Below are 17,957 nucleotides of genomic sequence, written 5' to 3'. Positions count from 1 at the left end.
GCTTGTTGGCGCTTTCAAACTATACTCTTTTCTAGGTTCGGTCGCCCTCTCTAGCGCTCGCCTCTCGGCTTGCCTCTCTTCCGGCGCTTTACTAATCTATCAACCTTCTTCCTTCTTTGTCAACTACTCGGCAAAAAATATTTCTCGCTCTCTCCAGACTGCTGATTTCACATAGTTTAAGCGACAATGACATATGCATTGTGCTGAGGAACGAGACTTGTGAACTTTCAATCGGTGATTGCTGTACTACATAAGTTTTGGGGCGATCGCGGTTGCTTGATTGCCCAACCCTATGACACGGAGAAAGGTGCAGGTACGAAAAATCCCCATACTTTTCTAAGAGCGTTGGGACCTGAACCTTGGTCAGTCGCTTATGTGGAACCTTGTCGTCGTCCTACAGACGGACGATACGGAGAGAATCCTAATCGCTTTCAACAATATTATCAATACCAACTATTGATTAAGCCTTCTCCTGAGAATATTCAAGGCATATATCTCGATTCCTTGAGAGCTTTGGGTATTCACCCAGAAGATCATGATATTCGCTTTGTAGAAGATAACTGGGAAGACGCGACTGTAGGTGCTTGGGGTACTGGTTGGGAAGTCTGGCTGGATGGGATGGAAATTACTCAATTTACTTACTTTCAACAGTGCGGCGGGATCGATTGTCGTCCTGTTTCAATTGAAATTACCTACGGCCTGGAACGACTAGCAATGTACCTCCAAGGGGTAGAGGCGTTTACAAAACTGAAATGGACTGACAACATCACATACGGAGACGTTCATCTCCAAGGGGAAATCGAGCAGTGTACGTATAACTTTGAAGCCTCGAACCCCGAAATGTTGCTGACGTTGTTTAACATGTACGAGCAGGAAGCAGAACAACTGACTCAAAGAGCATTAGTTTTACCTAGCTTGGATTACATTTTGAAGTGTTCTCACACTTTTAATCTGCTAGATGCTAGGGGAGTGATTTCTGTTACGGAGCGGACTCGTTATATTGGCAGAATTCGGCATTTGGCAAGAAAAGTGGCTCAACTGTACATTCAGCAGCGGGAAGCGTTAGGGTTTCCACTGCTGCACAAAGCAAAAGGGTAGAAAACTAATGGATAATCTGAGAGAGCTATTAGAACCGATCGCCGCTTGGTTTCGTAGTCTGGGCATTCCAGAACCGATCGTACACTGGGGACATCCCTTAATGATGGGAATTGTCGTGTTTGTGATGGGTAGTTTTGTTGGTTTTACGGGGTGGCGAGGAAGAATAGTTGCAGATAAGGACGTTGCAGTTGAAAATTTGATATCTCACCGTACTCTAGCGCCTTGGATGTTTGGCTTCATGGCAGCTGGCTATACTGGTGGCTTACTATCACTGGTGATGCAACAACAACCAATATTGCAGAGTTCTCATTTTTGGACTGGCTCGATTGTTCTATTGTTACTGCTAGTGAATGGCGCAATTACATTTTTTGGTTTTGGCAAAGATAAAGGTACTTTACGCACAGTTCACGCCTACCTGGGTAGTATGGCGCTTTGTCTGATGTTTCTCCATGCTGTCTTGGGATTAAGGTTGGGTTTGGCGATTTAATTGCTTTGTGAATAAAGTTCACTTGGTGGGAATCATAAGATAATGAAAATCTGAGTTCTACCAAAGTGAACTATGCAGGGAGACTTACCACTTAGAACGACCAGGCTAGCTGTATTAAGTGATGCTGATAATGCTAATGCCAACTTAGTTGAGCTTCTACTCAAAGAAATTGCGAAATATGGTACTGCTAACGTCAAACGAATTTATGGTGATTGGATGCGACCGCAACTGAGTAGCTGGAAAGATAAGCCACATAAGTTTGTTATACAACCTATACAACAGTTTAGTTACACATCAGGCAAAAATGCAACTGATAGTGCATTAATTATTGATGCAATGGATCTGCTATACACGAGCAATTTTGATGGTTTTTGCATTGTTTCAAGTGATAGTGATTTTACTAAACTAGCTTGCAGGATTCAAGAGTCTGGATTGGTTGTATATGGCTTTGGTGAGAAAAAAACTCCTGAACCTTTTCAGAAAACTTGTGATAAATTCACTTATACAGAAAACTTAGAAGAAGTAGAAGAAAAAGAAGGGCAGAAATCAGAACTTTCCTCAACAGAAAGAAAAGCACACAACAGTGCAGAACTTAAGCAAAATCAGAAATTAGTAAATCTTGTCAAAACCGCTTATGATTCTATTACTGAAGAGGAAGGCTGGGCGAGTTTGGGAGAATTGGGAATTCAACTTAATAAGTTAGATTCATCTTTTGATTCTAGGAATTATGGTTATAAAAATCTTGGGGACTTGATTCGAGCAATTGATGTATTTGAAATTAATGCAATACCGCATGAAAAAATTCCGACAGTTAAAGCTTTATACATTAAAGTAAAAAATTAAGTAAATATTCATTTTTGATGACTCCGATTACTGGCGTTCTACTCTGTCTTGCTTACCTTTTAGGTTTATTGTCTACAGCAATCACATGGGGAGGCTGTGGATTACTGGTTATATTAATTGTAGTAGCAGTATTAGCTAGCTTTGGTAGAAGAAGTAGTTACAGAAATAAACTTCCGAATAGCTTTTGGCAAGTCAAACCGCAAATATGGTTGTTAGCTGGATTAGTAGGGTTTGGTGCGACTATATATTTTCAGATTAGAATGCCACATCCTAGTGAAAATGATGTGAGCAAATTTATAACTGCTAATGCTAAAGATGCAATACAAGTTGTAACAGTTCAAGGAAAAATTTCTAGTACACCACGTTTAACAAGAAATCAACGATCGCAATTTTGGCTAGAAGCGTTTCATTTAAATATTGGCAACGATATTAGTAAAGATGTATCGGGAAAATTATATACAACTGTACCTTTATTACAAGCAACTGGATTGCATGAAGGAACAAGAATTACTACAACAGGAATTTTATATAAACCTAAATCGGCAAATAATCCAGGAGGATTTAATTTTCAGGCTTATTTAGCTAGAGAGGGAAGTTTTGCTGGTTTAAAGGGAAAAGAGGTTAGTTTAATTGATTCTGAAATCAATAATAAAACTAAGAATTGGGGATGGTGGACAGTTAGACAAAAAATTCTTCGCTCTCAAGTGCAATGGTTAGGCGTACCGGAAGGAATTTTAGTGAGTGCGATGGTTTTAGGAAACCGCGTAGTTGACTTACCATCTTCTGTCAGCGACTCATTTATTCGAGTTGGCTTAGCTCATGCTTTAGCTGCATCCGGTTTTCAAGTATCTCTAATTCTTGGAGTAGTATTAGCGATCGCTCAGCGTTTTTCTAATCGAATTCAATTTATCATTGGAGTATCGGCACTACTAATTTTTCTCGGTCTTACAGGTTTACAACCATTAGTATTAAGAGCAGTTATCATGGGAATCGGTGCCTTAACTGCTCTAGCGTTGGAACGGAAAGTTAAACCTTTAGGCTTAATTCTGTTAGCTGCTACTTTGTTATTAACAATAAATCCAATTTGGATTTGGGACTTAGGTTTTGAGTTTAGTTTTTTAGCAACTTTGGGATTAATAGTAACAGTGCCAGCATTGATAAAAAAACTAGATTGGTTACCACCTGCGATCGCCACTTTAATCGCAGTGCCGATTTCAGCTTATATCTGGACAATTCCGCTACAAATATATAACTTTGGCTTAATTTCTCCTTATAGTATTTTAGTCAATATAATAACGACAATCCCAATTTCAATTATTAGCTTAGGGGCTTTTATCAGCGCGATCGTAGCGTTAATACATCCAGCTATGGGGAGTGCTTTAGCTTGGTTATTATATTATCCAACTTATTACCTCATGGAACTCGTCGATTTTTTTGCTAGACTGCCAGGAGCAGCAACCGCTGTAGGAATCATATCCTCATTACAGCTCGTAATAATATACGGGTTATTTATCTTAACTTGCAGTCAAAAATGGTGGCAGAAAAAATGGTGGATTGTAGGGCTAGTCACGATTAGCTTAGTATTCATTCCAGCTTGGCAAACTCAAGCTAGCTTATTCCGAGTTACTGTTTTAGCAGCCGGAGAAGAACCTGTTCTAGTTATACAAGATCGGAGTAAAGTCTTATTATTAAATAGTGGAGATGAAACCACTTCTAGGTTTACAGTTTTACCTTTTTTACAACAACAAGGAATCAATCAGCTCGATTGGGCAGTAGCAGCAGAGCCTAATTCGATAAATAACATAAATGATTGGTCGTTGCTTTTGCAAAATTTATCAGTGAAAAATTTTTATAACTGCCCTAGTCGCGAGCGCAATACAACGATTACCTCCAAACTAGCGGATACAAACTGCCAGCAGTTACTTCCAGATCGGGAAATATCTACAGGTTCGACATTTATAAAGCTACTCGATGCCCAACAACAGATTCTACAGATACAGATCCAAGATAGGACTTGGCTAATTTTAGGGGAAAGAGAGATCGAGAAAACGAATGAGAGATTACCACATGCTCAGGTATTGGTATGGTCGGGAGAGAAACTAGATTCTAGCTTGATTGCAGCAGTGAAGCCGGAAGTGGCGATCGCCTCTAGTGCTAAACTCGATCCGAAAACGATTGCTGAATTGCAACAAGGCAAAACTAAGGTGTTCTTGACGAGCAGAGACGGTGCAGTGCAGTGGACACCTAAAGATAAGTTTGAGATTGCAGTAGAAACAGTTGAAGACAAGGCATCTGCACTGTAGAATAGTATTCTTGTCTAAAATAAAGCAAGACTATCTCCTGTGGAGAGGTGGCAGAGTGGTTGAATGCGGCTGACTCGAAATCAGTTTTGGGGTCAAACCCAACGGAGGTTCGAATCCTCTCCTCTCCGTTTCTAAATTAATAAACGCGATCGCGCAACAGAGATAACGAGCTGCCGTGGTACGATCGTCATGCTTTTAAGTCAAATGTGCTGTTGGTGGCATAACCAGTAGTATGATGACTGATTCTCAATTTTTAGAGCAATAATTTTTAGAGCAACAATGAAACGGCGACGATTTATTGCCAAAACGACTACGGCTGCTGCTACCACCACAGCTTTAGGTGCTTGCGTCCGCGTGCAAACCAATAACGCCCAGCAAGCAGGTACTTTACCGAAAGTACGATGGCGCATGGCTACAAGTTGGCCTAAAGCTTTGGGGATTTTCGGTGGTGCGGAAACCTTCAGCAAGCGGGTGCAGGAAATGTCAAATGGGCGGTTTATCATCACGCCATTTGTAGCAGGAGAATTAGTCCCGGGATTGCAAGTTCTAGATGCCGTTCAAGCAGGAACGGTTGAATGCGGTCACACCGCTAGTTACTATTACATTGGGAAAAATCCCGCCCTTGCCTTTGCCACATCCGTACCCTTTGGATTAACCGCCCAGCAGCAGAATGCTTGGCTGTATCACGGTGGTGGTTTGGAGGCAATGCAAAAGCTTTATGCTGATTTCAACGCGATCAATTTTCCGGCTGGTAACTCTGGGGCGCAAATGGGTGGCTGGTTCAAGCGAGAAATTAAATCAGTTTCCGACTTGAACGGTTTAAAGATGAGAATTCCTGGCTTGGGAGGTCAGGTGATGTCGCGCTTGGGCGTGAACGTGCAGGTGCTACCTGGCGGAGAGATTTATTTAGCACTAGACCGAGGTGCGATCGATGCAGCAGAATGGGTTGGTCCTTACGATGATGAAAAATTAGGTCTCAATAAAGCAGCAAAGTTTTATTACTACCCGGGTTGGTGGGAACCAGGACCAACTTGGGAAGTATTAGTCAATCGAGCTGCTTGGGATAAGCTGCCAAAGGAATACCAAGAAATCCTCAAGAGTGCTGCTACAGATGCCAATATGGATAATTTGGCTCAATACAATGCTTTAAATGGGGCAGCATTAGAACGGCTCGTGAAGGGCGGAACAAGGCTAACTCCTTATACTAAGGAAATTATGCAAGCAGCACAAAAGGCAACTATCGATTTGTTATCTGAAAATGCTGCTAAAGATACGACTTTTAAACAGATTTACCAGCAATGGAATGCGTTTCGCGCCCAAGTTTATAGGTGGAATGAGATCAATGAGTTAAGTTTTACGAGTTTTACATTTCCTTCTGTTTGATTTATAGTATTTTGCTTTTTGTTTACGGCAAAGGAGATCCCTCCAACCCCCTTAAAAAGGGGACTAAAAGAAATCTTCCAATCCTTCTTATTTGCGTAATTTATCTACAGGTAAGCCCCAAAATTCTGCCCGTTGTCGCAGCCAACCCGTAGTAGTATAACGGGCGATCGCAGCGTTGACTTGTTGTCGCAAGCTGTCGTATTGCAATCCTTTTGGCATGACTACAGCTAACGGTTCGGCTGACAATAATGTTGGTAGAATCTCATACTGGGGATATTCTCGCACCCAACCGCTCAACACGCTGGCATCGGCTGTAAAGGCGGCTGTTATGCCAGACTCTAGCAATGCGTGCGCCTGTTGATAGGAATCAACGCCTAATAACTGTACTTGCGGTAACAAATATTTTATTGTTGGAATTGTGGAAGAACCTTTGAGGACGGCAACTGTTTTCTTGGCAACATCGTTGAGACTTTCTGCTGTTGCTTTTTTAGCAATTATTGCCGCACCATCCATGTAATAAGGCGGACTGAAACTAACTAAACGCGATCGCGAATCTGTAGCTGTGACTTGGGCGATCGCTAAATCGACTTTATCTTCTATTACCGCATTGAGGCGATCGCGGTTGGCAACTGGGATAAATTTTACTGCTGCTGGGTTTCCCAATAAATCCGCTGCTAATTTTTGAGCCAGTTCAATTTCCAATCCTCGCAACTTTCCTTGTCGATCGCGAAAGCCTAGAGGAGGTGAATTATCTTTCACAGCCACTAAAAGATAGCCCCGCTGTTGAATCTCTTTAAATTCAGCGGCGTTGCTTTTAAATGTGAAAGGGTAAAGGGTAAAGGTTAAAGGGAAGAGTAGAAGAAAGAAGTGCAAACAGTTCGTCATGCTTCTACTTACCTTCATTCTGCCTTCATCCTTCATCCTTTATCCTTTATTTTGCTTGATTTGCGAGTTCTGCAACTTTAGCAAAGCTAGCCGGATCGAGAACTGCCAATTGTGCCAACATTTTGCGGTTAATTTGAATCTCAGCTTTCTTGAGACTCCCCATCAATTGACTGTAGCTCATACCGTGCTGTCTCGCCGCTGCATTGATCCGCACGATCCACAGGCGACGAAAATCGCGCTTGCGCTTGCGGCGATCGCGGTAAGCACTCCGCAATGCTTTCATCACTTGCTGATTTGCCGTGCGGAACAGAGTCGAGTGAGAACCGCGAAATCCTTTCGCGAGTTTGAGAATTTTTTTGCGGCGTTTGCGGGCAACGTTACCGCGTTTTACCCTGGTCATGAATAGAATTCCTTAGTAACTTACAAATAAGGGAGCATCATCCGAACGTTTTGCTCGTCGCGTTCGTGTACGAGTGCTGCTTTTGAGAGACGATTCTTTCTAGCAGTCGTTTTCTTTTCCAAAATGTGATTTTTGAAAGCTTTACGACGCACGATCTTACCAGTACCTGTGGCACGGAACCGCTTTGCCGCTGCTTTGCGAGTTTTTAGTTTAGGCATGAACTAGCTTTGATTCGACACAATCCATTAATATAGCATCTTTCATATTTCTTCTACTGTAAATTTTTATATGGAGTTGTGGAAGTTCGTTGAGGATGTATTGACGATCGCGCTCTAGCTGAGTTTTAACAAAATAGCTGAAATTTTCAGTGGTTGACGGTTGATGGTTGACCGCTGACAGTTATGAAATTTCATGCATTTTGTATTCTTTTCAATACTAGATAGTTATGAAGTTAAAAAGCGGTATTACAGCAACAGCTATTTGTCTAAGTTTGAGCTTAATCGATAGTGGAGCGATTGCGGTCAAGTCTTCCAAGTACGCTTACCAAAAGATGGCTGATACGAGTAGTTCTTTTAGCAGCTTTGGATTGCCTGTTATCAACAATGCTGGAACCGTTGCCTTTAGTGCCAATACGGACGGAGCATTAGGAGCATATACTAGTACGGGCAAGACAATAACAACGATTGCCGAAAACCTTGGTTTATATGAAAGTATCGGTAGTCCCATCGCTATTAACGATACTGGAACCGTTGCTTTTGTTGCCACACCAGCAAGGGGAACTACGACCACAGAGTATCCAACGGAAACGATTTTTACTAGTACAAATGGTAAGGTAACTCAAGTTCCTGCTTACAAGCCATCGCCTGAGAGTGGCTATCCTGCCTACGATCGCATTGTATCTTTGGCACTTAATAACAGAGGCACTATTGCTTATGTCGCTCAGAATATGCGCGGTATTGGTGTATTGAGTAGTGATGGTAGGCTGATTGCTGAAGCAAGTGACGCTAGATTGTCCACTGTAGATTCAGCCAATATTAACGATCGCGGCACGATCGTCTACAGATCTCAAAGTGGTAGAGCCTTTGAAATTTTTGCCAACAAAGGGACGAAAACTACAACTTTATCCAGTACTACTTATCCTTTGTATGTCATGGCTCCTAAGAATGGCGCTTTCTCTCCCTCGCTCAATAACCGAGGAACGGTTGCATATGTTGCTTTAGAAATCAAACCGACAAGCGAATACACGGCTGAGTTTAATCCTGCTAAGGCAGCAATCTTGAAGAGTAACGGCACTAAGGTGACTACTGTTGCCGATACTAACGGAGCCTACAGCAGCTTTAGCAGTGGGAACAATTATAGTTCTGCCGCTGTGCCCCCTACAATTAACGATCGCGGTACGGTTGCATTTTTTGCGCAACTAGATACAGGTGGCGAAGGAATTTTTATTGGTTCCGATCCTGTCAAACATAAAGTTATTGCTACTGGTGATTCTTTATTTGGTTATACGGTACAAAGTGTTGCTCTATCTACAGACGGAATTAACGATTTCGGTCAGGTAACTTTTATTGCCAGACTAGCTAACGGTACAGAAGTCATCGTCCGTGCCGATCCGCTTGATACTGGCTGTAATTGTTTTGTTAAATAGACTCTACCTGTTGCTGCGATCGCTGTCGCCGTGCCTCGTATAACAGCAACGCTGCTGCGATTCCCACATTCAACGACTCTACCCCTGCACAGAGGGGAATTTGCACCTGTAGATCTGTCATTGCCGCTAGATCTGCTGATAATCCCGCTCCCTCATTTCCCAAAAGAATGACACTCGGACGCTGCCAGTCTACTTCCCAATATGTCATCTTTGCAGTAGGTAAAGTCGCGATCGCTTGCATTCCCGCCGCCTGACACTGGAGTACAGTTTGCCGCAGATCTTGACTCACGACCATCGGCAATCGAAACCACTGCCCAGTGGAAGCTCGTAACACCTTGGGATTGTCTAAATCTACACTATCCCTACTCAACCACAGCCCCGATGCACTAGCCGCCGCCGCCGTGCGAATTATCGTTCCCAAATTCCCAGGATCTTGCAGCGTCTCTAAAGCTAAACTAATGCCTGTATGGGGTACTTCTCGCCCTTGCTGTCTAGTTGCTGTCGCTACAATTCCGTCAGGATTGATCGTAGTTGCGATCGCCTGCAAAACCTCTGGAGTGACAATTTCTATCCGCGCTCCCGACTGACTCATCTGCTGCCAAAGCTGTTGATGGTTCTCCTGCCATTGGGAAGTACAACAGACGCATTCCAAGGGATACTTCGCTGCATAAGCCTCCTCTAACAAATGCGTTCCTTCCAAGAGAAAAATACCCTGTTGCGATCGCTGTTTGGCAGAGTGCAGCTTTCGCATCTGCTTAACCAGAGGATTTTGCAAACTCGCGATCATAATCTAAAATCTACTATTGACGATTCAGGACTATCGTGGTAGTAATTAACTGCCAACTAGATTCACAGGACATATAAGACTAAACATATAAGGCTAATAGCTCGTTGCTAGTAACCAAAACTTCAAATTGATGCGGAACCCGGGACTTGAACCCGGAAGCCTTTCGGCACATGAACCTGAATCATGCGCGTCTGCCAATTCCGCCAGTTCCGCTTATCTTCGCCCTCAGTGGGCGCAATTTCTCATCATCACTTAAATATTTGTGTTTGTCAAGTTTTTTCAGTTATCAGTAGCTAGTGACTAGAAAAGAGTCAAACCACTAGCCACTAGCTACTCACAAGTGACTAATGACCAAATCTAATTTTTTTTGACTAAAGCAAAAACTTTAGAGGGCAACAACTGTAGAAATACCGAGATCGATCCAGATATTTGTAGCAGAGATAAGAAAATTCACAGTTTAAACTTTTACCATCTCAATGTAAAATCTAAACCAAATTTTTGCCAACTCGGGTACGGATTAACTAGATTCGGAGGACAGAGCCATTACTACTACCCATAACTCAATTAGACCGCAGCCTTCACCAGAAGTCGATCCAGCTGTACTGGAAATTTGGGGCGGGCATCCTTTGGCAGGTCAGGTCAAAATCAGCGGAGCAAAGAATTCTGCCCTTGTTATCATCGCTGGTGCTTTGCTCTGTCCTCAAGACTGTCGTATCCGTAACGTACCATCACTCGTGGATGTGGCGCGCATGGGTCAGTTGTTATCATCGCTGGGAGTAAAAATCTCTCAACACGGTGATGTATTAGATATTGATGCTAGCGATCTCAGCACATCTCAAGCTCCATACGAAATTGTCAGTCAACTACGGGCAAGTTTCTTTACCATTGGTCCGTTACTAGCTCGCCAGGGATATGCTCAAGTCCCCTTACCTGGTGGATGTACGATTGGAGCTAGACCAGTTGATTTGCACGTCCGGGGCTTACAGGCAATGGGGGCAGATGTCCAGATCGAGCATGGTATGGTCAATGCCTACGTCGCTGGCAGTAGCCGGAGATTGAAAGGAGCCAAAATCTATTTAGATTATCCCAGCGTCGGTGCAACAGAAACCTTGATGATGGCGGCGACATTAGCTGAAGGAGAAACAGTCATTGAAAACGCTGCTCAAGAACCAGAAGTTGTCGATCTAGCTAATTTCTGTAACTCTATGGGAGCGCGCATTCGGGGAGCTGGAACTACAGCAATTACGATCTCGGGCGTTCCTCGCTTGCACTCAACGGATTATGCAATTATTCCCGATCGCGTGGAAGCCGCAACTTTCTTAGTAGCGGGAGCCATCACCAACTCCGAGATCTCATTAGCGCCAGTCATTCCCGACCATCTCACCCCGGCGATCGCCAAATTACAAGAAATTGGAGTGCAGATTGTTGCTGATGCACCTGACTGCCTTCGTATTGTCCCTGGTGAAGGATTACGGGGAACGGATATTAAAACTCTGCCTTACCCTGGTTTTCCTACAGATATGCAAGCGCAGTTCATGGCTTTGCTGAGTTTGAGCGAGGGCGATAGCGTCATTACCGAAACTGTATTTGAAAACCGCCTGCGCCACGTCGCCGAACTCAATCGCATGGGGGCAGATATTCGCGTTGAGGGCAATATTGCTGTCGTGCGGGGAGTACCGCTACTATCTGGTGCGCCAGTCATTGCTAGCGATCTACGCGCTTCAGCCGCTTTGGTACTAGCAGGACTAGCAGCAAAAGGTAAGACAACAATTCAAGGACTGCACCATCTCGATCGCGGTTACGAGAAACTAGAAGTCAAATTGCTCTCCTTGGGAGCGAGGTTACAAAGAGTAACAGGTGCGATCGGTTCTCCTGAGCGTCAACTAGGAGTTAATAATCCTACAGCGAACAGTTATCAGCTCGGGTAAGTGACTGGTGGCTGGTGACTAGTGGCTAGAATTGTCCACCTTGCCTCCCACACCATACACCCTTCTTTTCAACTTGACACCAGATACAATCTGCGACTATAGTTGTAGATTGTGTCAACTCTAACATTCAGAAATACCCTTGGCTAACGTCATTGTTATAGGAGCCCAGTGGGGCGATGAAGGAAAAGGAAAGGTCACGGATTTACTCAGTCGCTCCGCTGACATTGTGGTTCGTTACCAAGGGGGAGTCAACGCCGGACACACGATTGTCGTCCAAGATCAGACTTTCAAGCTGCATCTGATTCCCTCTGGAATTCTGTATTCTAAGATAGAATGCATTATTGGCTGCGGTACGGTCATCGACCCAAAAGTTTTGATTGAGGAACTCGATCGGCTAGAAAGTTTAGATATTTCTACAGATAACTTGTTTATCTCTGAAACCGCTCATGTCACCATGCCTTATCATCGGCTGATCGATCGCGCGGCAGAAGAGAGACGGGGTAATTATAAAATTGGCACGACAGGGCGAGGAATTGGACCCACCTATGCCGATAAATCAGAACGGACGGGAATTCGAGTTCTCGATTTAATGGATTCGGTAGGACTGCGAGAACAGTTACAGTGGGCGATCGAATATAAAAATGTCATTCTCGAAAAACTTTACAATCTACCACCTTTAGATCCAGAAGCCGTCATTGACGAATATTTGGGTTATGCAGAACGTTTGCGTTCCCACGTAGTCGATACCTCGCTGAAAATTTACGATGCGATCCAACGGCGGCGAAACATATTATTTGAAGGCGCTCAAGGTACGCTGCTGGATCTCGATCACGGCACTTATCCCTACGTCACCTCATCTAACCCTGTCGCGGGAGGAGCTTGCGTTGGGACAGGGGTAGGTCCCACGGCAATCGACCGCGTGATTGGTGTAGCAAAGGCTTACACGACGCGGGTAGGAGAAGGTTCATTCCCCACAGAATTAGACGGTCAACTAGGGGAACTATTGTGCGATCGCGGGGCAGAATTTGGTACGACTACCGGAAGGCAACGGCGCTGCGGTTGGTTTGACGCGATCATCGGTCGCTATGCCGTGCGAGTGAACGGCATAGACTGCTTGGCAATTACGAAGTTAGATGTCCTCGACACGCTCGAAGAAATCAAAGTTTGCGTTGCCTACGATATCGACGGCGATCGCTACGAACACTTCCCTCGCAACGCCCGTCAATTTGCCAAAGTTCGCCCGATTTATAAAACTTTACCAGGATGGCAGCGATCGACAGCTGATTGTCGCACGTTAGACGATCTACCCAGACAAGCGCTTGATTACCTGAAATTTCTGGCAGAGTTGATGGAAGTACCGATCGCGATCGTCTCTCTCGGCGCTAGCCGCGACCAAACTATCATCGTGGAAGACCCAATCCACGGACCCAAACGCGCTTTATTGCACGCTGACGGCACGCCCGTCTCAGCTGGCTAAGTAGCGAATCGTCAGTTGTAGGGGCGTACAGATGTACGCCCCTACATTAGTAACCAACAACTAACAACTAACAATTAACAATTAACAACAAAGATGGAACTTACAGTTGAGTGTCAAAAACGCCCAGAGGGAAGTCAACCCAATGCTTTACGTCGCGGTGGCATGATTCCGGCAAACCTTTACGGACATAAAGGTACAGAAGCAATTTCCCTAGTCATGAATGCTAAAACAGCAGAAACAATGCTGAAAAAGGCTTCTGTCAACAACACCATCATCGATCTAAACATCACCGATATTCCTTGGCGCGGTAAAACTCTGGTACGGGAAGTACAATCTCATCCCTATAAGGGAAATCTCTACCACATCAGCTTCTTTGCCGTTGCAGCGCAAGATTCTGTGGATGTAGAAGTACCTCTACATTTTGTTGGTGATGCGGTAGGCGTGAAGCAAGAAGATGGAATTGTCGATACGCTGGCAACAAGCTTGCAGATTCGTTGCAATCCCGATAGTATCCCAGAGGCGATTGAGATTAATATCTCTAACCTACACGTAGGCGATAGCTTGTATGTTCGCGAACTAGTTTTACCGTCAGGGGTAACAGTTTTAGGCGACACAGAACAAGCAGTTGTAACCATTTTGTCACCGCAGAAGACAACCGCAGCTGCGGTGGAAGAGCTAGATGCGGAAGCAGAAGGGGAATCGACAGAATCTGAACCAGAAGCAGAAGAATAGCTGACAACTTGAGTAGAATTGCCGATAATACCAGGGGGAAACTCCTGGTTTTTTATTTGCAGTTGCGATTCCCCCGACTGAGTTTAAATAAAAGTGTTAGATTCTCGTAAATCCCCCCTAGCCCCCCTTAAAAAGGGGGGAATCGTAGCTTCTCCTCAAAAGAGGGGAATCATAGCCTCTCTTCAAAAGAGGGGAATCATAGCCTCTCTTCAAAAGAGGGGAATCATAGCCTCTCTTCAAAAGAGGGGAATCATAGCCCCCCAATTCATCGGGGGGTTGGGGGGATCTCTTCTGCTAAAGTCGAAGGGCAAATTGATTTAAAAAATACAGAGGAAAGAAATGACAGCAGCTTCAATTCCCGCTTCGATTCAACAAATGATGCAACCTGGGTTTTACCCTCATCCAGTGCAAGAACCAATTCAACTGATTCAGACGCACATTTCTTACGTGTTATTAACTGGAGAGTATGCTTATAAAGTGAAAAAGCCAATGAATTTTGGTTTTTTAAACTATTCAACGCTGGAATCAAGAAAGCATTTTTGTCAAGAAGAATTACGCTTAAATCAAAGAGGCGCAGCCGAGCTTTATTTGGAAGTTTTACCAATTACTAAAAACGAACAACAGTACCAACTAGGAGGTACGGAAGAGCCTATAGAATACGTATTAAAAATGCGTCAGTTTCCCCAAAATATGTTGCTAATCAACATGTTTCTTCAGGAAAAAATTGATGAAAAATTGATGGCTGACTTAGGACGAGTTGTAGCAAAATATCATGAAAAGGCTGTAACTAACGACTATATTCGTAGGTTTGGGGAAGTAGCCCAAGTTCGCCAAGCTTTTGATGAGAACTATGAGCAATCAGAAAAATATATTAGCAAAGCACAGACACAAAAACAGTTTGACGAAACAAAAGCGTATACAGATAAGTTTTTTGCCGAGAAAGAGTCATTATTTAAAAGCCGCATGGCAGGTGACTTTATTCGCGAATGTCACGGCGATTTATACATGCAAAATATTTGTCTATGGCATGACAAAATTTTATTATTTGATTGCATTGAATTTAACGAGCCATTTCGATTTGTAGACGTAATGTATGACGTAGCGTTTGCCGTAATGGATTTTGAAGCACGGGGGCGCAAGGACTTAGGGAATATCTTTTTAAATACATATTTAGAGCAAACAGGTGATTGGGACGGATTGCAAGTCTATCCTTTATACCTCAGCCGTCAAGCATACGTGCGCGCCAAAGTCAATTCATTTTTGCTGGACGATCCAGGTGTACCCGCAGCTGTAAAGGAAGAGTCGGCAAAAACAGCAGCAAACTATTATCGCCAAGCTTGGGAATATACCAAACCTCGTCAAGGCAAATTAATTCTCATGTCTGGGCTATCGGGTGCGGGTAAGAGTACGGTAGCGAAGCAACTAGCGCGACAACTAGGGGCAATTCACGTTCGTTCTGATGCCGTTCGCAAGCATTTAGCTGGAATTCCCTTAGAACAGCGCGGGGGAGATGAAATTTATACCGACGAATGGCATCAAAAAACCTATCAAAGACTGTTAGATTTAGGACTGCTGCTAGCAGGTGAGGGCTTTACAGTCATTTTAGATGCCAAATACGATCGCGCCGCTTTACGTCAAGAGGCGATCGCCCAAGCAGAAGCCCGTCAAATTCCTCTACAAATTTTCCACTGTACCGCACCAGTAGAAGTCTTGCGCCAACGGCTGCAACAGCGCACCGGAGACATTGCCGATGCTACTGTTGACTTATTAGAGTCTCAACAAGCCACCGCCGAGCCTTTTTCCGACACTGAAAAACAATACGTCACCACAATTGACACGACACAGCCTGTAGAAACTCAATTGAATACGTAATTCAAAAGTCAAAAGTTAAAAGTCAAAATCACCAACTATTAACCAACAACCAACAACTAACTAAATGTTTCTCTTCCTATCGAAACTGCTACCACTATTTCTCTACCCGTTGGGAATAGCCTGCGTGCTTTTAGTGGTGGGGTTGGTATTGTTGTTGTGGGGTAAAAAAACGCGCGGGGCAGCGATCGCAATCGCTCTTGCTCTCATAATTTTACTGGTAGGGGGTAATAGCTGGGCTGCTCGTTCTTTCGCGCGATCGCTAGAGTGGCAGCATTTGCCACTCAACTCCGTACCAAATGCGGATGCGATCGTGGTTTTGGGTGGTGTCACCAGAACGTCAACACCACCACGCCCAACTGTAGAGGTGAATGAAGGCGGCGATCGCCTCCTCTATGCTGCTTATCTCTATCAGCAGAGTAAAGCACCTGTAATAATTCTCAGTGGAGGACGAATTGAGTGGTACGGGAATGATTCTGCTGAAGCAACTGATATGGCAGCCCTACTGAAGAACATGGGCGTACCGGAGTCAGCGATCGTTGAGGAACCCAAATCTCGCAATACTTACGAAAATGCAGTTAACGTGCGTCAAATTCTGACACAGCGAGGTATTCGCCAGATTTTATTAGTCACTTCAGCAATGCATATGCCGCGATCGTTGTCAATATTCAAACGTTTGAGAATAGCTGCTATTCCCGCTCCTACTGATTTTCAAGTGTCTACTCAAGAGTTTCAAGAACTAGCGAGTTCGCCCGAAGCTAAAATACTGAGTTTGTTACCAGATGCCAGTAGTTTATTTTTATTCACTCAAACTCTCAAAGAATACATCGGAATAGTCATTTATTGGTTGCGCGGTTGGTTGTAATCGGCGATAAGTCCGACTGACTCATAACCATTTCACCATTCACACCATTGACAAAGCCTTTGGGATGGATCGACTTTGACTCTACGCTGACCGCTAAGATGCAAATAGATAGCAAAGCAGCCTTAGAGAGTGAAGAATGTCATGCTCGATACCCTTAGTACCAGCTCTGTATTAGAAGTTTTGCGCCCCGTGCAAGATCCGGAACTCCGCAAAAGCCTAGTAGAACTGAACATGATCCGCAATGTCAAAATTGACAATGGCAAAGTCAGCTTCACTTTGGTTTTGACAACTCCAGCTTGCCCGTTACGAGAGTTTATTGTTGAAGACTGCCAAAAAGCTGTCAAGCAGCTACCAGGAGTCACCGAAGTTGCGGTAGACGTAACAGCAGAAACGCCGCAACAGAAAGGTTTACCCGATCGCACGGGAATTGCTGGAGTGAAAAATATTTTGGCAATTTCTAGCGGTAAAGGTGGTGTGGGTAAAAGTACCGTTGCAGTCAATGTTGCCGTTGCTTTAGCACAATCGGGGGCAAAAGTCGGATTGTTGGATGCAGACATTTACGGTCCTAACGCGCCTACTATGCTGGGACTAGAACAAGCACAGGTAGCAGTACGCCAAGGCGAGAAAGGGGAAGTTCTCGATCCGGTTTTCAATCACGGTGTGAAGTTAGTCTCGATGGGTTTTCTCATTGACAAAGACCAACCCGTAATTTGGCGGGGACCGATGCTCAATGGAATTATTCGCCAATTTCTCTATCAAGTTCAGTGGGGAGAATTAGATTATTTGATTGTAGACATGCCACCTGGAACCGGAGATGCTCAACTAACGCTAACGCAAGCCGTCCCGATGGCGGGTGCGGTAATTGTCACGACACCCCAAAATGTAGCATTGTTAGATTCTCGCAAAGGCTTGCGGATGTTTCAACAGATGCAAGTTCCAGTATTGGGAATTGTGGAAAATATGAGCTACTTTATTCCCCCCGACGCGCCAGATAAACACTACGACATTTTTGGTTCTGGTGGTGGAGAAAAAACAGCTAAAGAACTAGGCATACCCCTGTTAGGCTGCATCCCGTTAGAAATTTCCTTGCGTCAAGGAGGCGATCGCGGTATTCCCATTGTTGTTGCAGAGCCTGAGTCTGCCTCTGCTAAAGCTTTAATGGCAGTAGCAATGGCGATCGCGGGTAAAGTCTCGGTAGCAGCATTAACTTAGCAAGCGATATCAGAATTCGTAGGGGCAGATTTAGCAAAAGATT

The 17,957-nt window shown here is 44.2% G+C and carries 16 protein-coding genes and 2 tRNA genes; 13 read left to right on the top strand and 5 right to left on the bottom strand.

Translation table 11 applies throughout. The features are described 5' to 3' along the window. Positions 1 to 219: 219 nt before the first annotated feature. The 6 genes from glyQ (at position 220) to H6G17_RS27915 (ending at position 6,114) form a co-directional block, all read left to right on the top strand. Complete coding sequence (gene glyQ / locus H6G17_RS27940; RefSeq protein WP_192161822.1) at positions 220 to 1,098, top strand: glycine--tRNA ligase subunit alpha; 879 nt, start codon at positions 220 to 222, stop codon at positions 1,096 to 1,098. A gap of 7 nt (positions 1,099 to 1,105) precedes the next feature. Then, positions 1,106 to 1,585, top strand: coding sequence for a DUF4079 domain-containing protein (locus tag H6G17_RS27935; protein WP_192161821.1), 480 nt, complete (start codon positions 1,106 to 1,108; stop codon positions 1,583 to 1,585). Between the two features lie 72 nt (positions 1,586 to 1,657). Then, positions 1,658 to 2,428 carry an NYN domain-containing protein gene (locus H6G17_RS27930; RefSeq protein WP_192161820.1) on the top strand — a complete coding sequence of 257 codons (771 nt, stop codon included), beginning with the start codon at positions 1,658 to 1,660 and terminating at the stop codon, positions 2,426 to 2,428. A 17-nt stretch (positions 2,429 to 2,445) separates the two neighbouring features. After that, positions 2,446 to 4,731: a ComEC/Rec2 family competence protein gene (locus tag H6G17_RS27925; protein ID WP_192161819.1), complete on the top strand. Its 2,286-nt coding sequence runs from the start codon at positions 2,446 to 2,448 to the stop codon at positions 4,729 to 4,731. 41 nt (positions 4,732 to 4,772) lie between these two features. Continuing rightward, positions 4,773 to 4,859 (top strand) — tRNA-Ser (locus tag H6G17_RS27920). 151 nt (positions 4,860 to 5,010) lie between these two features. Beyond that, on the top strand, positions 5,011 to 6,114 hold the full coding sequence (locus tag H6G17_RS27915) for a TRAP transporter substrate-binding protein (protein WP_192161818.1): 1,104 nt from the start codon (positions 5,011 to 5,013) through the stop codon (positions 6,112 to 6,114). A gap of 87 nt (positions 6,115 to 6,201) precedes the next feature. Here the strand turns inward: H6G17_RS27915 and H6G17_RS27910 are convergent, their stop codons facing one another. Genes H6G17_RS27910 through rpmI form a run of 3 tightly spaced genes read right to left on the bottom strand, consistent with a single transcriptional unit; the run spans position 6,202 to position 7,617 of the window. Further along, positions 6,202 to 7,035, bottom strand: a complete 834-nt coding sequence (locus tag H6G17_RS27910) for a transporter substrate-binding domain-containing protein (RefSeq protein WP_192161817.1) — start codon at positions 7,033 to 7,035, stop codon at positions 6,202 to 6,204. A gap of 10 nt (positions 7,036 to 7,045) precedes the next feature. Further along, a complete protein-coding gene (gene rplT / locus H6G17_RS27905) occupies positions 7,046 to 7,399 on the bottom strand; it encodes a 50S ribosomal protein L20 (protein WP_106546756.1) in 354 nt (117 codons plus the stop codon). Between the two features lie 20 nt (positions 7,400 to 7,419). After that, positions 7,420 to 7,617, bottom strand: a complete 198-nt coding sequence (gene rpmI / locus H6G17_RS27900) for a 50S ribosomal protein L35 (RefSeq protein WP_015156854.1) — start codon at positions 7,615 to 7,617, stop codon at positions 7,420 to 7,422. A gap of 227 nt (positions 7,618 to 7,844) precedes the next feature. On the opposite strand from rpmI, the gene H6G17_RS27895 reads away from it, so the two are divergent. Further along, positions 7,845 to 9,044, top strand: coding sequence for a choice-of-anchor tandem repeat NxxGxxAF-containing protein (locus tag H6G17_RS27895; RefSeq protein WP_192161816.1), 1,200 nt, complete (start codon positions 7,845 to 7,847; stop codon positions 9,042 to 9,044). Here the strand turns inward: H6G17_RS27895 and H6G17_RS27890 are convergent. Together H6G17_RS27890 and H6G17_RS27885 are read right to left on the bottom strand one after the other, a co-directional pair. Beyond that, complete coding sequence (locus H6G17_RS27890) at positions 9,037 to 9,831, bottom strand: RNA methyltransferase (RefSeq protein ID WP_192161815.1); 795 nt, start codon at positions 9,829 to 9,831, stop codon at positions 9,037 to 9,039. The two genes, H6G17_RS27895 and H6G17_RS27890, sit on opposite strands and share 8 nt — an antisense overlap. Positions 9,832 to 9,962: 131 nt before the next feature. Next, positions 9,963 to 10,044, bottom strand: a tRNA-Leu gene (locus H6G17_RS27885). Positions 10,045 to 10,373: 329 nt separating this feature from the next. On the opposite strand from H6G17_RS27885, the gene murA reads away from it, so the two are divergent. From murA to H6G17_RS27855, 6 genes are all read left to right on the top strand, one after another. Beyond that, entirely contained in the window at positions 10,374 to 11,759 is a 1,386-nt protein-coding gene (gene murA / locus H6G17_RS27880; RefSeq protein WP_347276477.1) for a UDP-N-acetylglucosamine 1-carboxyvinyltransferase, read from the top strand. A gap of 139 nt (positions 11,760 to 11,898) precedes the next feature. Continuing rightward, on the top strand, positions 11,899 to 13,236 hold the full coding sequence (locus H6G17_RS27875) for an adenylosuccinate synthase (RefSeq protein WP_192161814.1): 1,338 nt from the start codon (positions 11,899 to 11,901) through the stop codon (positions 13,234 to 13,236). Positions 13,237 to 13,329: 93 nt separating this feature from the next. Continuing rightward, positions 13,330 to 13,968: a 50S ribosomal protein L25/general stress protein Ctc gene (locus H6G17_RS27870; RefSeq protein ID WP_192161813.1), complete on the top strand. Its 639-nt coding sequence runs from the start codon at positions 13,330 to 13,332 to the stop codon at positions 13,966 to 13,968. A gap of 339 nt (positions 13,969 to 14,307) precedes the next feature. Further along, positions 14,308 to 15,840 (top strand): AAA family ATPase, encoded by a 1,533-nt coding sequence (locus H6G17_RS27865; protein ID WP_192161812.1) that lies wholly within the window; start codon positions 14,308 to 14,310, stop codon positions 15,838 to 15,840. A 64-nt stretch (positions 15,841 to 15,904) separates the two neighbouring features. Continuing rightward, on the top strand, positions 15,905 to 16,702 hold the full coding sequence (locus H6G17_RS27860; RefSeq protein WP_192161811.1) for a YdcF family protein: 798 nt from the start codon (positions 15,905 to 15,907) through the stop codon (positions 16,700 to 16,702). Positions 16,703 to 16,843: 141 nt separating this feature from the next. Beyond that, positions 16,844 to 17,914 (top strand): Mrp/NBP35 family ATP-binding protein, encoded by a 1,071-nt coding sequence (locus tag H6G17_RS27855; RefSeq protein WP_192161810.1) that lies wholly within the window; start codon positions 16,844 to 16,846, stop codon positions 17,912 to 17,914. Positions 17,915 to 17,957 lie beyond the last annotated feature (43 nt).

The sequence above is a fragment of the Chroococcidiopsis sp. [FACHB-1243] genome (genome assembly GCF_014696895.1).
Lineage (GTDB): Bacteria > Cyanobacteriota > Cyanobacteriia > Cyanobacteriales > Chroococcidiopsidaceae > Chroococcidiopsis.
This window is presented reverse-complemented; position numbering and strand designations above follow the sequence as displayed.